This window comes from Ottowia pentelensis (assembly GCF_964341695.1).
Genome location: NZ_OZ224513.1, coordinates 2,684,562 through 2,698,778 on the forward strand (window position 1 = coordinate 2,684,562; position 14,217 = coordinate 2,698,778).

Annotated in this window: 11 protein-coding genes; 6 read left to right on the forward strand and 5 right to left on the reverse strand. The window is 69.8% G+C overall.

The annotated features are described in order from the left end of the window. The first annotated feature begins 2 nt into the window (after window positions 1-2). Window positions 3-815, forward strand: a complete 813-nt coding sequence (locus tag ACWHMB_RS12985; protein ID WP_377478760.1) for an alpha/beta fold hydrolase — start codon at window positions 3-5, stop codon at window positions 813-815. A gap of 21 nt (window positions 816-836) precedes the next feature. Here ACWHMB_RS12985 and ACWHMB_RS12990 read toward each other — a convergent pair whose 3' ends face one another. Beyond that, complete coding sequence (locus ACWHMB_RS12990) at window positions 837-2,078, reverse strand: YihY family inner membrane protein (RefSeq protein ID WP_377478762.1); 1,242 nt, start codon at window positions 2,076-2,078, stop codon at window positions 837-839. Window positions 2,079-2,100: 22 nt separating this feature from the next. On the opposite strand from ACWHMB_RS12990, the gene ACWHMB_RS12995 reads away from it, so the two are divergent. Together ACWHMB_RS12995 and ACWHMB_RS13000 are read left to right on the forward strand one after the other, a co-directional pair. Beyond that, window positions 2,101-2,529, forward strand: a complete 429-nt coding sequence (locus ACWHMB_RS12995) for a DUF2069 domain-containing protein (RefSeq protein WP_377478764.1) — start codon at window positions 2,101-2,103, stop codon at window positions 2,527-2,529. 60 nt (window positions 2,530-2,589) lie between these two features. Beyond that, window positions 2,590-4,008, forward strand: a complete 1,419-nt coding sequence (locus tag ACWHMB_RS13000; RefSeq protein WP_377478766.1) for an FAD-binding oxidoreductase — start codon at window positions 2,590-2,592, stop codon at window positions 4,006-4,008. Between the two features lie 129 nt (window positions 4,009-4,137). On the opposite strand, the gene ACWHMB_RS13005 is transcribed toward ACWHMB_RS13000, so the two are convergent. Next, window positions 4,138-5,706 (reverse strand): DEAD/DEAH box helicase, encoded by a 1,569-nt coding sequence (locus tag ACWHMB_RS13005; RefSeq protein WP_377478767.1) that lies wholly within the window; start codon window positions 5,704-5,706, stop codon window positions 4,138-4,140. 477 nt (window positions 5,707-6,183) lie between these two features. On the opposite strand from ACWHMB_RS13005, the gene fahA reads away from it, so the two are divergent. Further along, on the forward strand, window positions 6,184-7,503 hold the full coding sequence (gene fahA, locus ACWHMB_RS13010; protein ID WP_377478771.1) for a fumarylacetoacetase: 1,320 nt from the start codon (window positions 6,184-6,186) through the stop codon (window positions 7,501-7,503). Window positions 7,504-7,903: 400 nt separating this feature from the next. Continuing rightward, window positions 7,904-9,118 (forward strand): DNA polymerase IV, encoded by a 1,215-nt coding sequence (gene dinB, locus ACWHMB_RS13015; RefSeq protein ID WP_377479149.1) that lies wholly within the window; start codon window positions 7,904-7,906, stop codon window positions 9,116-9,118. On the opposite strand, the gene ACWHMB_RS13020 is transcribed toward dinB, so the two are convergent. Next, window positions 9,097-10,302: a serine hydrolase domain-containing protein gene (locus ACWHMB_RS13020; protein WP_293224359.1), complete on the reverse strand. Its 1,206-nt coding sequence runs from the start codon at window positions 10,300-10,302 to the stop codon at window positions 9,097-9,099. The two genes, dinB and ACWHMB_RS13020, sit on opposite strands and share 22 nt — an antisense overlap. 136 nt (window positions 10,303-10,438) lie before the next feature. On the opposite strand from ACWHMB_RS13020, the gene ACWHMB_RS13025 reads away from it, so the two are divergent. Continuing rightward, complete coding sequence (locus tag ACWHMB_RS13025) at window positions 10,439-11,281, forward strand: enoyl-CoA hydratase-related protein (protein ID WP_377478773.1); 843 nt, start codon at window positions 10,439-10,441, stop codon at window positions 11,279-11,281. 8 nt (window positions 11,282-11,289) lie between these two features. Here ACWHMB_RS13025 and folP read toward each other — a convergent pair whose 3' ends face one another. Continuing rightward, entirely contained in the window at window positions 11,290-12,150 is an 861-nt protein-coding gene (gene folP, locus ACWHMB_RS13030; RefSeq protein ID WP_447648556.1) for a dihydropteroate synthase, read from the reverse strand. A gap of 142 nt (window positions 12,151-12,292) precedes the next feature. Continuing rightward, entirely contained in the window at window positions 12,293-14,212 is a 1,920-nt protein-coding gene (gene ftsH / locus ACWHMB_RS13035; RefSeq protein ID WP_377478777.1) for an ATP-dependent zinc metalloprotease FtsH, read from the reverse strand. Window positions 14,213-14,217: the final 5 nt, after the last annotated feature.

Below are 14,217 nucleotides of genomic sequence, written 5' to 3' on the forward strand. Positions count from 1 at the left end.
GCATGGACATCCCCGTCAACGGCCACCCGCTGTACGCCTACACCGGCGGCAAGCCCTTCGATGCGGCGCAGCCCACCGTGGTGTTTATCCCCGGCGTGCTGAACGACCACAGCGTGTGGATTTTGCAAAGCCGCCACTTCGCCTACCACGGCTGGAACGTGCTGGCCATCGACCTGCCCGGCCAGGGCCGCAGCCAGGGCACGCCGCCCGCCAGCGTCGAAGAGGCGGCGCAAACCGTGCTCGCCCTGCTGGATGCCGTGGGCGCGCCCCGCGCCGCGCTGGTGGGCCACAGCTTCGGCTCGCTGATTGCGCTGGAGGCGGCCGCGCGCGCACCCGAGCGCGTGAGCCAGCTGGTGCTGTGCGGCACCGCCTTTCCCATGAAGGTGTCGCCCGCGTTGCTGGACGCCTCGGTCAACGCGCCCGAAAAGGCCATCCACATGGTCAACGTGTTCTCGCACAGCACGCTCAGCCCGCCCCCCTCGGCGCTGGGCCCCGGCACCTGGCTGTACGGCGCCAGCCGCGCGCTGATGCGCCGCATGCTGGCCAGCAACCGCGCCGTCAACGTGTTTCACACCGGCTTCAAGGCCTGCGACGACTATGCGGGCGGCGAGAAAGCCATGGCAGCCGTGCAATGCCCCACCCTGTTCGTCATCGGCGCGCACGACCAGATGACGCCGCCCAAGTCGGCGCGTGCGCTGGCCAAACTGGCCCGGCAGCCCAGCGTGGTCGAGGTCAACGCCGGCCACGCCCTGATGACCGAGGCGCCGGGGGCGGTGCTGGATGCGCTGCGCAAGTTCCTGTCGGCGCTGCGGTGACGACCTGCGCCGGCCGAAGGTTCATTCCCCCACCACGTCGGCCAGCGTCAGCGCGCGCCACGGCTTGTCGCCCTGGCGCCAGCCGGCCCGCGCATCGGGCGCCAGCAGCAGCCGGTCCATCAGCGGCGCCAGCGGCGTGCTGGCCGCATCGGCCAGCAGCACGTGGCGCGGCGGCGTGCCGTCGTCGGCGGAGGCCAGCACGCCGGTCCAGCCCAGTGCCCGCAGCGTGTCGAGCACCGGGCGCAGAGCCAGCGGGTCGACGCGCAGGCGGCGCGCCAGTTCGGGCAGGGCCAGGCCGTGCGGGGCCGCGTCGCGCGCCTGCGCCAGCGCCCGCAGCGCCTCGCAGGCCAGCTGAAACTCCCAGCCCGGCCCGCTGGCGCGCCGCACCGGGCCGCCCAGCAGGCTGGGCAGGTAGGCGGCGATGACAGCGCCCCACAGCACGATCAGCCAGCCCAGGTAGATCCACAGCAGCAGGATGGGCACGGTGGCGAAGGTGCCGTAGATCACCGAGTAGGTGGGCACGCGCGTCAAATACCAGCCCAGCGCCTGCCGCGCCAGGCCCAGGCACACGGTGACGAACAGCGCGCCCACGGCCGCGTGCCGCCAGCGCACCGGCGTGTTGGGCACGTAGCGGTACAGCGCCATCAGCGCGCCGGTGGACAGCAGAAACTGCAGCAGCGCCAGCGCCGTGTTCACCCCGCCGGACCCGTGCGGCAGCCAGCCGCGCGAGGCGGTGGCCAGGTAGGACGTGATGGCCAGGCTGGCGGCCAGCACCAGCGGCCCCAGCGTGAGCGCGGCCCAGTACACCAGCACGCGCTGGCCCAGCGGGCGCCGGCTGCTGGCGCGCCAGATCTGGTTGAAGGTCTTGTCGATGGTCAGCAGCAGCGACACGGCGGTGACCACCAGGCCGGCAAAGCCCGCCGCCCCCAGCTGGCTGGCCTTGCCGGCAAACTGCACCAGATAGTCCGTGACATTGGCGGCGATGCCGGGCGGGATCAGGTTGCCCGCCAGCCACTGCTGCAGCGCGCCCTGCAGATGGGCAAAGGCCGGAAAGGCGGTGAACACCGACAGCACCACGGCAAACAGCGGCACCAGCGCCAGCACGGTGGTGAAGGTGAGCGAGCTGGCCGTCAGCCCCAGGCGGTCTTGCAGCAGGCGCTGCCACAGCGTGAGCAGCGTGGGGTAGAGCGGAAAATCCGCCACCTGCGCCGCCACGCGCTGCAGTCGCGCGCCCAGCCCCAATCCCTGTCTCGATCCCGGCATGCTGGGTATGATGCCATTGCCGATGTCCGCTTCCGCCACCGCCTCGCTCGCGGCCCCCGCCGCTCCCCCTTCGCCCGCCGCCCGCCGCACCCGCGCCTTGGCCCTGTGCGCCACCGTGGCGCTGATCGCCCTGGGCCTGGCCTGGGAGCTGTGGCTGGCCCCGCTGCGCCCGGGCGGCTCGTGGTGGGCGCTGAAGGTGCTGCCGCTGGCCGCCGCCCTGCCCGGCCTGGCGCGCTATCGCATGCACACCTACCGCTGGCTATCGCTGCTGGTGTGGCTGTACTTCATCGAAGGCGTGGTGCGCGCCTTTGGCGACCGCCCGCCGTCATCGTGGCTGGCCGGACTGCAGCTGGTGCTGGTGCTGCTGCTGTTTGCCGCCTGCGCCGCGCACGTGCGGCTGCGCCAAAGGCAGGCCCGGCGGCAGGCCGACGCCGCCAGCCGTTCGAAATGATTTTTGTCTCTGGCGCTTGATGGACAAGCGCGAGCAGCTATTTTTTTAATAGTAATCGTCATGACTTCCTCCCCTTCTCTTCTCGACACCCTGCGCCAGGTCGTGGGCGCCGCCCACGTGCTGACCGAGGGCGACCTGGCCGCCTACGAGCAGGACTGGCGCCGGCGCGAGCGCGGCCGGGCGCTGGCCGTGGTGCGCCCCGGCAGCACGGCCGAGGTAGCGGCCGTGGTGCGCGCCTGCGCGGCGCAGGGTGTGGCCATCGTGCCGCAGGGCGGCAACACCGGCCTGTCGGTGGGCTCGGTGCCCGACGCCAGCGGCCGCCAGGTGGTGCTGAGCCTGCGCCGCATGGACGCGGTGCGCGCCATCGACGGCGCCAACCTGACGATGACGGTGGAAGCCGGCTGCATCCTGCAGAACCTGCAGGCCGCCGCCGAGGGCGCGGGCCATTTGTTTCCGCTCAGCCTGGCGGCCGAGGGCAGCTGCACCATCGGCGGCAACCTGGGCACCAACGCCGGCGGCACGGCCGTGGTGCGCTACGGCAACACGCGCGAGCTGTGCCTGGGCCTCGAAGTGGTCACGCCGCAGGGCGAGGTGTGGGATGGCTTGAGCGGCCTGCGCAAGGACAACACGGGCTACGACCTGCGCGACCTGTTCATCGGCAGCGAGGGCACGCTGGGCGTGATCACCGCCGCCACGATGAAGCTGTATCCGCGCCCCGCCGCGCGCCTGACGGCCTGGGCCGCCGTGCCCTCGATGCAGGCCGCGGTCGACCTGCTGGGCCTGGCGCACCAGCACCTGGGCGCGGGGCTGACGGGCTTCGAGGTGATGGGGCAGTTTGCCCTCGGCCTGGTGGACAAGCACTACCCGCAGCTGCGCGTGCCGCTGTGGCGCGAGGCGCCGTATTGCGTGTTGCTGGAAAACTCCGACCACGAAAGCGAGGCCCACGCCCGCGCGCTGTTCGAGCGCCTGCTGGAGGCCGCGCTGGAGGCCGGCTGCGTGAGCGACGCCGTGGTGGCCGAGAGCCTGGCGCAGGCCAAGGCACTGTGGCACATCCGCGAGAGCATTCCGCTGGCGCAGGCCGAAGAGGGCCTGAACATCAAGCACGACATCAGCATCCCGATCGCGCGCATCCCGGCCTTTGTCGAAGAAACGGATGCCCTGCTGGCGCGCGAGATCGCCGGCGTGCGCCTGGTCAACTTCGGCCACCTGGGCGACGGCAACCTGCACTACAACGTGCAGGCGCCCGAGGGCGGCGACGCCAAGGCCTTCCTGCGCGATGAAGAGGAGCGCATCAACACCCTGGTGTTCGACAGCGTGGCGCGCCACCATGGTTCGATCAGCGCCGAGCACGGCGTGGGCAGCCTGAAGGCCGCCAAGCTGCCGCGCTACAAGTCGAAGGTGGCGCTGGAGCTGATGCGCGCCATCAAGGGCGCGCTCGACCCACAGGGCATCATGAACCCGGGGCGCGTGCTGGTCTGAAAAACAAGAACAGCCGAACGCAGAGGACGCAAAGGATTCGCAGAGGACGCAAAAGAAAACCAGGAAGTCTTCTGCGCCCTTTGCGAGCTCTTCGCGCCCTTTGCGTTCGGCTGTTTTGGCTGCCTGGGCTCAGCGCGCCGGGCTGTAGGCCTTGGCGCGCGGCGCGGCCGGGCGGCCGGCGTGCGAGCGCGGGGCCGGGTTGCTTCTGTTTTTATAGCTTTCTGCGCTTGCGTGGCGGGCGCCAAAGCCCTGTTTGGCCTTGAAACCCGGTTTGCCGCCGCTGCTGCGGCGCGGCGCGCCGCCCTTGCGCGGGGGCGCGGCCTGGGTGATGGGCGGGAAGAAGCGCGTGGGCTCCAGGCCGTCGATCGTCAGCGCGTTGAAGGGCTGGCGCGTATGCGCCTCGATGTCGGCCAGGCGGCGGCGGTCGCGGAACTCGGCCAGCGTCACCGCCAGGCCGTCGCGCCCGGCGCGGCCGGTGCGGCCGATGCGGTGCGTGTAGTCCTCGGCCTTCATCGGCAGGCCGTGGTTGATGACGTGGGTGATGCTGGGCACGTCGATGCCGCGCGCGGCCACGTCGGTGGCCACCAGGATTTGCACCTTGCCCTCGCGCAGCGCGCGCAGGCGGCGGTTGCGCAGGCCCTGGCTGAGCGCGCCATGCAGCGCCACGGCGGCAAAGCCGGTCTGCTGCAGCTCGGCCGCCAGCTCGTCGCACTCGATCTGCGTGCAGGCAAACACGATGGCCTGATCGATGCTGGGGTCGCGCAGCCAGTAGTCCAGCAGGCGCCGCTTGTGCTCGGGGCTGTCGGCCCAGTACAGCTCCTGGCGGATGTTGGCGTGGCTTTGCTGCGGCGTGTCGATCTGCAGCCGCTGCACGCGCGCGCCGCCCTCGTGCATCACGCGCAGGGCCAGTTGCTGGATGGGCGCGGCAAAGGTGGCGCTGAACATCATGGTCTGCTGGCGCTGCGCGGTCAGCTGGTGGATTTCGGCCAGCGCGTCGGCAAAGCCCAGGTCCAGCATGCGGTCGGCCTCGTCGACCACCAGAAAGCGCACCTGGTCCAGCACGATCTGGCCGCTGCCGGCCAAGTCGAGCAGGCGGCCGGGCGTGGCCACCACCAGCGAGGCGTTTTGCAGCTGGGCGATCTGCTCGCGGTAGGGCATGCCGCCCACCACGGTGGCGATGCGCAGGTTGCGGCAGTGGCGCACCAGGTCGATGGCGTCGCGCGCCACCTGCTGGGCCAGCTCGCGCGTGGGCGCCAGCACCAGCGCGCCGGGCACGGCGGGCTTGAAGCGGCGCGGGTCGGTCGGGTTGTGGCGGCGCGGCTTCTTGGGCGCGGCCTCGCCCTTGGCCAGGGCCTCGGCCACTTTGGCGTCCCAGGCGGCCTTGTCGCGCGCGGCGGCCTCGTGCTGCATGCCCAGCAAGGTGTGCAGCACCGGCAGCAGAAAGGCCGCGGTCTTGCCGCTGCCGGTCTGGCTGCTGACCATCAGGTCGTTGATGTTGCCGGCGCCTTGCGTCAGCGCCAGCGGAATGGCGCGCTGCTGCACGGCCGTGGGTTCGCTGTAGCCCAGGTCGCCGATGGCGGCCAGCAGCTCGGGCGCCAGACCCAGCTCGGCAAAGGGGTTGGGAGCAGCCTCGGCCTGGACGGCTTCGGGCGTGACGATGTCCAGCGCCATGGCGCTGCTATCCTCGAATGAGGTCATGATGATGACTTTCTCGCAGGCACGGCGCAGCCCGTGCTTGTCGGTGGATGGCGCACGCATCAAAAGATGCGTTGACGCGCCGGGTTTCATGAATCGACACCCACCATCCGACAGCGAGGACCTCGACCACCCGCGGGGTGATCGGTGCCCTGAAGGAACCACCCGATGCACAAGGCATGGGGCTGGGTTCGTGCAGGCCGCGCAACGAAGCAAAAAGCGGCCAGGGGCGAGAAGGAAGATGCGGTCTCTACAAACTTGCGCAAAAAGCATGCGTTTTCGAGCAAGCCTTTGATTATCGCAGCTTCGAGCCGTTTTGTCACGGGTTAACCCGCAGGCTGGCCGGGCGCCCGCTGCGTTCGGGCCCGCACGCGCACAATGCGGCCGCGGCGCACGGACAATCCTCCCCGCGGCGCGGGAAAGCCGCTTGCCGCTATGCTCGCCCCAGTTTTCCGAACCCCACGACCCACGAGGCCCGCCATGTCCCCCCTCAACGCCACGCACGACCCGCAGCGCACCAGCTGGGTGCCATCGGCCAACGACGGCAACACCGACTTTCCGATCCAGAACCTGCCGCACGGCATCTTCCGCCGCCGGGGCACGGGCGAAAACTGGCGCGGCGGCGTGGCCATCGGCGACAGCATCGTCGACCTGGCGGCCGCCGTGGCCGCCGGCATCTTCCAGGGTGAGGTGCTGGCCGTGGCGCAGGCCGCCGCCGAGCCGACGCTCAACCGTCTGATGGCCATGGGCCCCAAGCCCTTGTCCGTGCTGCGCGCCGCGCTATCGCAAGCATTGCAAACCGGATCGCCGCAGGAGGCCGCGCTCAAGCCCTGCCTGGTGGCGCAGGACGCGGCCGAATACAGTGTGCCGGCACGCATCGGCGACTACACCGACTTCTACACCTCGGTCTATCACGCCACCAACATCGGACGGCAGTTTCGCCCCGACAACCCCCTGATGCCCAACTTCAAGTGGATTCCGATCGGCTACCACGGGCGCGCCTCGTCGGTCATCGTCTCGGGCCAGGACTTTCATCGCCCGCACGGGCAGGTCAAGGCGCCGGACGCGCCGGCGCCGCAGCTCAAGGCCAGCGCGCGGCTGGACATCGAGCTGGAGTTGGCGGTGTTCGTCGGCCAGGGCAACGATCTGGGCGACGCGGTGACCATCGACGCCGCCGAGGAGCACATCTTCGGCCTGGCCCTCTTCAACGACTGGTCGGCACGCGACATCCAGCCCTGGGAATACCAGCCGCTGGGGCCCTTCCTGGCCAAGAACTTCGCCTCCACCGTCTCGCCCTGGGTGGTGACCATGGAGGCGCTGGCGCCCTACCGCGTGCCCTTCACCCGGCCGGCCGCCGACCCGCAGCCCCTGCCCTACCTGGCCAGCCCCGAACACAGCGCGGCGGGCGGCTTCGACATCCAGCTGGAGGCGCTGATCGAGACGCGCCAGATGCGCCAGGGCCAGAACGCCCCGGTGCGGCTGGCGCTGACCAATTACCGCCACGCCTACTGGAGCGCGGCGCAGATGCTGACGCACCACACGGTGAACGGCTGCAACCTGCAGCCGGGCGACCTGCTGGGCACCGGCACGCTGTCGGGCCCCACGCTGGACGCCGCCTGCGCGCTGATCGAGCTGACCACCGGCGGCAAGAACCCGGTGCACCTGCCCAACGGCGAAGTGCGCAGCTGGGTGGAAGACGGCGACGCCATCATCCTGCGCGGCTGGTGCGAAAAGCCGGGCGCGGCGCGCATCGGCTTTGGCGAATGCGTGGGGACGGTGCTCCCCGCCAAGGCCGGCTGAAACGGTTTCGCATTCGAAAAGATAAAACTACCGACCGCGGGGCGGGATCAGGCCGTCGGGGCGCCCGGCTCCGTTCATGTCCCCCGCCGGCCTGCGGCCGGCTCCGCCTTGACTTCACTGCGCCGGACGCCCCGACGGCCTGATCCGTGGCGTTGCTGGCCGTGCAGACCGCCTGGTGTGCGACCGCCGCCTCCCGCCAAGGGGCTTGGGTGGGCAGCGCAGCAAGGTCAAGGAGGAGATGGCCGTCGCAGACGGACAGCGGGGGACAGGAGCGGAGCTGCCCACCCATGCCCCTTGGCGCGCCACCGCCCAACACCCCCTCTGCGGGGCATTTTCGCGTCCGTCGCCCTACACTTGCCGCGTGCCTTCCGCCGCCCTCCGCCGCATCGCCCACCTCGACATGGACGCGTTCTACGCGTCGGTCGAGTGGCTGCGCTACCCGCAGCTCAAGGGCCTGCCGGTGGTGATCGGCGGCGCACGACGGCGCGAGGACGAGCTGATCGAGCGCCTGAACGCCGAGCGCCCCGAGCGCACGTGGACGCCGGCCGACCTGGCCGACATTCCGGTCGACTTTTTTCCGCGGCTGCAGGACTACGTGGGCCGCGGCGTCATCACCACCGCCAGCTACGCGGCGCGTGCCTTCGGCATCGGCTCGGCCATGGGCCTGATGAAGGCCGCGCGCCTGTGCCCGCAGGCCATTTTGCTGCCGGTGGACTTTGCCGAGTACCGCAAATACTCGCGCGCCTTCAAGCAGGTCATTTTGGAGATCGCGCCGGTGATGGAAGACCGCGGCATCGACGAGGTCTACATCGACTTCAGCCACGTGCCGGGCGGCCAGCGCGAGGGCGGGCGCGTGCTGGCGCGGCTGCTGCAAAAAAGCATTCTGGATGCCACGGGCCTGACCTGCTCGGTGGGCGTGGCGCCCAACAAGCTGCTGGCCAAGATGGCCAGCGAGTTCAACAAGCCGAACGGCATCAGCATCGTGCACGAGGGCGACGTACAGACGCTGATCTGGCCCCTGCCCTGCCGCAAGATCAACGGCATCGGCCCCAAGACCGACGCGCGCCTGCAAGAGCACGGCATCCACTCCATCGGCGAGCTGGCGGCGCGCGAGGCGCCGTGGCTGATCGAGCACTTCGGCCCCAGCCACGGCGCCTGGTTGCACCAGGCTGCCTGGGGCCGCGACGAGCGCCCCGTGGTGACCGAGAGCGAACCCGTCAGCATGAGCCGCGAAACCACCTTCGAGCGCGACCTGCACGCCGTGCGCGACCGCGCCGAGCTGGGCGCCATCTTCACCGAGCTGGCCGAGCAGGTGGCGGCCGATTTGCAGCGCAAGGGCTATGTGGGCAAGACCATCGGCATCAAGCTGCGCTTCGACGATTTCAAGATCGCCACGCGCGACCAGACCGTTCCTGAATACACCAGCGACGCGCGCCGCATCCGCCAGGTGGCGGGCCAGTGCCTCAAACGCGTGGACCTGTCACGCCGCCTGCGCCTGCTGGGCGTGCGCGTGGGCTCGCTGCGGCAGGCCGGCGAGCCACTGCACGAGCAGCCCGAGGCGCCGGATGGCGAAAGTCTGTCGCTGTTTGAAGCTCAGTCGACCAGCGCCGAATAAACCATTTGCCGCAGCTGCGTGCGCAACGGCCAGGTGCTCGACGGCAGCAGCTGGGTCATGAAGATGGTGGTGATCTGCTCGGCCGGGTCGACCCAGAAGGCGGTGCTGGCCGCGCCGCCCCAAGTGTATTCACCCACGCTGCCGAGCGTGCCGGCGGCCACCGGGTCTTGCACCACCGAAAAGCCCAGGCCGAAGCCCTGGCCGTCGTACTTGACCTCGGCAAACAGCGGAATGCCGAACTGCACCAGATCCTGCCCGCCGGGCAGCGTGTTGCGGGTCATGGCGCGCAGGGTGCGGCTGCCCAGCAGGCGCGCGCCGTCCAGCTCGCCGCCGCGCAGCAGCATCTGCGTGAAGCGGTGGTAGTCGGCGGTGGTGGACAGCAGGCCGCCACCACCCGACAGAAACGTGATCTCGCCGCGCGCGGCGTTGCTGAAGTCGTCGTTGCGCGTGGCCTTGCCGTCCTTGTCGGGCAGGTACAGCGCGCCCAGGCGCTGGCCGAGGTCGCCGCGCACGGTGAACGAGGTGTCCTTCATGCCCAGCGGATCGAAGATGCGCTGCTGAAAGAACCGGTCCAGGCTCTGGCCCGACACCACCTCGACCAGGCGCCCCAGCACGTCGGTGGCCACCGAGTAGTTCCAGCGCGTGCCGGGGTCGAAGCGCAGCGGCAGCCGCGCCCAGTCGTCCACCGCCTGCGCCAGCGTCTTGCCCTTGGGCACGCCCCATTCGTAGCCGGCGTTGCGGTACATCTCGTCCTGCACGTGGATGTGATGAAAGCCGTAGGTCAGGCCCGAGGTGTGGTTCAGCAGGTGCTGCACGCGGATCGGCCCCGCGGCCGGCCGCGTGGCGGGCTTGAGGGCGGTGCCGCCCTCCAGCACCTGCATGTCGGCAAAGGCGGGAATGAACCTGGCGATGGGGTCGGTCAGTTCGAAGTGCCCCTCCTCGTACAGCATCATGGCCGCCACCGAGGTGATGGGCTTGGTCATGGAGTAGATGCGAAACACCGTGTCGTCCTCGACCGGCTGCCGGGCCTCGATGTCGCGCCAGCCGTGCTGGGCGCGGTACACCACCTCGCCGCAGCGGCTGACCTGCACCTGCCAGCCGGGCAGGCGCCCGTCGTCGACGTAGGCGGCAAAGTGCGCCCCGATGCGGGCCAGGCGGGCGGGATCGAAACCCTGAACGGTCATGTTGTCTCCTTGGTGAAAGCCGGTTCAGGCGGGCATGGTAGAACATCGCCCCGCCCCGACCTTGTCGCCCATGCGCGGCGCCAGGCCGCGGCCAGCGCGGACAATGTCCATTCACACACTCGCCCCAGACCCCGCCATGACACCACCCGCCCTGCACTGCTTCACGCTCGACATCCAGGACCACATCGCCCACCTGGTGCTGAGCCGCCCGCAAGAGCTGAACACCATGGGCCCGGTGTTCTGGCGCGAGCTGGACGGCGTGCTCGACGCGCTGCAGCGCGGCAACGAGGCGCGCGCGCTGGTCGTCTCCAGCACCGGCAAGCATTTTTCGGCCGGCATGGCGCTGGACGTATTCGGCAGCAGCATCCAGGTGGACGACCAGAGCGCCGAGGGGCGCGCGGCCTTCGGCGACTGGCTGACGGCGCTGCAGGCCACCTTCACGCGGCTGGAGACGCTGCGCATTCCGGTCATCGTCGCCATCCAGGGCGGCTGCATCGGCGGCGCGGTGGACCTGGTGACGGCCGCCTGCATCCGCTACGCCAGCGCCGACGCCTTCTTCTGCATCCAGGAGATCAACATCGGCCTGGTGGCCGATGTGGGCACGATGCAGCGCCTGCCCAAGCTGGTGCCGCTGGGCGTGGTGAAAGAGCTGGCCTACACCGGCCGGCGCATGCCGGCGGCGCGCGCGCGCGAGGTCGGCCTGGTCAACGAAGTGTTCGACACGCCCGCCGCCTGCCTGGCGGGCGCGATGCAGTGCGCGCGCGAGATCGCGGCCAAGCCGCCGGTGGTCGTCTGGGGCAGCAAGCAGGTGCTGAACTACGCGCGCGACCACAGCGTGGACGACGGCCTGCGCCAAGTCGGCCTGCTGCAGGGCGCGATCTGGAGCAACGCGCGCGTGCAGGAGGCCGTGAATGCCGTCAAGGACAAGCGCCCGGCGGTGTTCGAGCCGCTGGCGCCGCTGCGCGACTTCGGCGCGTAGGCGCCCGCCTACGGCGCGGGCGATGCGGCCCGCACCCGGCGCCACACGGCCAGCGCCTGCGCCGTCTCGCGCACGTCGTGCACGCGCACGATGCGCGCGCCGCGCTCGACCGCCAGCAGGGCGGCGGCCACGCTGGCGGCCACGCGCTCGGCCGGCGGCGGGGGCGTGTCCGCATCGCCCTGCAGCGCGGCGCCCAGGGCCGACTTGCGCGACCAGCCGGCCAGCAGCGGATAACCCAGGGCCAACAGCTCGCCCTGGCGCGCCAGCAGCGCGAAATTTTGCGCCACGGTCTTGCCGAAGCCGATGCCGGGGTCGAGCACGATGCGAGCCATTTCGACCCCCAGCCCTCGCAGGTCATGCGCGGCATGCTGCAAAAATTGCAGCACCCCGGGCACGGCGTCGCCCGCCATGGGCGCGGCCTGCATGGTCTGCGGGTCGCGGTACATGTGCATTAGGCACACACCGCAGCGGCCGTGGCGCGCCACCACCTGGGCCGCGCCCGGCTGGCGCAGCGCCCACACGTCGTTGACGATGTTGGCGCCCGCATCCAGCGCGGCCTGCATCACTTCGGCCTTGTAGGTGTCGACCGAAACCGGCACGCCCAGCGTGACGGCGCCGGCCAGCACCGGCAGCACGCGCGCCAACTCGTCGGCCAACGGCAGCGGCGGGCTGCCGGGCCGCGTCGATTCACCGCCGATGTCCAGGATGTCGGCGCCGTCCTTCAGCAGCTGCTCGCAGTGGCGCAGCGCGGCGGCCGGCGTGGCGTGCGCGCCGCCGTCCGAAAACGAGTCGGGCGTGACGTTGACGATGCCCATGACCCGAGGCTCGGCCAGGTCGATGTCGAAACGCGTGGTCTGCCAGCAATTCATGTCCCTTGGCCCGCCAGGCACAAAACCGGACGCAGAAGACGCAAAAACGGCGCAGAGGACGCAAAAGAAACCACTCTCGGAATCTTCTGCGCCCTCTGCGAGACCTTGGCGTCCTCTGCGTTCGGCTGTTTGGGGATTTCGCTCAGGCCGCCGTGGGCGCCGGCTCGGTGGGCTTGGCCTCGGCCGGGCTGCCGCCGCTGGGGCCGCCGGTGGGCGGGGTGCGCGGCGTGAAGTCCTTGGGCGGACGCGGGTCGCGGCCGGCCATGATGTCGTCGATCTGCTCGCCGTCGATGGTTTCCCAGTCCAGCAGGGCCTTGGCCATGGCGTGCATCTTGTCCTGGTTGTCCTCGATCAGGCGGCGCGCCAGGGCGTACTGCTCGTCGATGATGCGGCGCACCTCCTTGTCGACCTTCTGCATGGTCTCTTCGGAGATGTTGGTGGTCTTGGTGACGCTGCGGCCCAGGAACACCTCGCCCTCGTTCTCGGCGTAGACCATGGGGCCCAAGGCCTCGCTCATGCCGTACTTCATGACCATGTCGCGCGCCAGGTTGGTGGCGCGCTCGAAGTCGTTGGAGGCGCCGGTGGTCATGTGACCCATGAACACCTCCTCGGCGATGCGGCCACCAAACAGCATGCTGATCTGGTTGAGCATGTACTCCTTGTCGTAGCCGTAGCGGTCGGTCTCGGGCAGGCTCATGGTCACGCCCAGCGCGCGCCCGCGCGGGATGATGGTGACCTTGTAGACCGGGTCGCACTTGGGCAGCAGCTTGCCGATCAGCGCGTGACCGCTCTCGTGATAGGCGGTGTTGCGGCGCTCTTCCTCGGGCATGACCATGCTCTTGCGCTCGGGGCCCATGAAGATCTTGTCCTTGGCCTTCTCGAAGTCCTGCATCTCGACCACGCGCGCGTTGCGGCGCGCGGCCATCAGCGCGGCCTCGTTGCACAGGTTGGCCAGGTCGGCCCCGCTCATGCCGGGCGTGCCGCGGGCGATGATGCTGGGGTTGACGTCCTGCCCGATCGGGATCTTGCGCATGTGCACGTTCAGGATCTGCTCGCGCCCGCGAATGTCGGGCAGCGTGACGTAGACCTGGCGGTCGAAGCGGCCCGGGCGCAGCAGAGCCGAGTCCAGGATGTCGGGGCGGTTGGTAGCGGCCACCACGATCACGCCCAGGTTGGTCTCGAAGCCGTCCATCTCGACCAGCATCTGGTTCAGGGTCTGCTCGCGCTCGTCGTTGCCGCCGCCCAGGCCGGCGCCACGCTGGCGGCCCACGGCGTCGATCTCGTCGACGAAGATGATGCAGGGCGCATTTTTCTTGGCGTTCTCGAACATGTCGCGCACGCGCGCCGCGCCCACGCCGACGAACATCTCGACGAAGTCGGAGCCGCTGATGCTGAAGAACGGCACCTTGGCCTCGCCCGCGATGGACTTGGCCAGCAGCGTCTTGCCGGTGCCGGGCGGCCCCACCAGCAGCAGGCCGCGCGGAATGCGCCCGCCCAGCTTCTGGAATTTCTGCGGGTCCTTCAAGAAGTCGACGACTTCCTTCACTTCTTCCTTGGCCTCGTCGCAGCCGGCCACGTCGGCAAAGGTGACGGTGTTGTTGTTTTCGTCCAGCATGCGCGCCTTGGACTTGCCGAAGCTGAAGGCGCCGCCCTTGCCGCCGCCCTGCATCTGGCGCATGAAGTACACCCACACGCCGATCAAGAGCAGCATGGGGCCCCAGCTGACCAGCAGGGTCATGAGCAGCGAGCCTTCCTCGCGCGGCTTGACGTCGAACTTGACGTTGTGGTTGATCAGGTCGCCCACCAGCCCGCGGTCCAGGTAGGTGGCCTGGGTGCGCACGCGACGGTCGTCGTTGAGGATGGCGACGATGTCGGCGCCGTTGGGGCCTTCCTGGATGGTGGCGCTCTTGACGCGGTCACCCCGCACGTCGGCCAGAAAGTCCGAATAGGCCACGTGATTGGCCGTGGCCATGCGGCCGCCATCGAACTGCTTGAACACCGTGAACAGCACCATGGCGATCACCATCCACACGGCGATCTTGGAAAACCATTGATTATTCAAAGCCT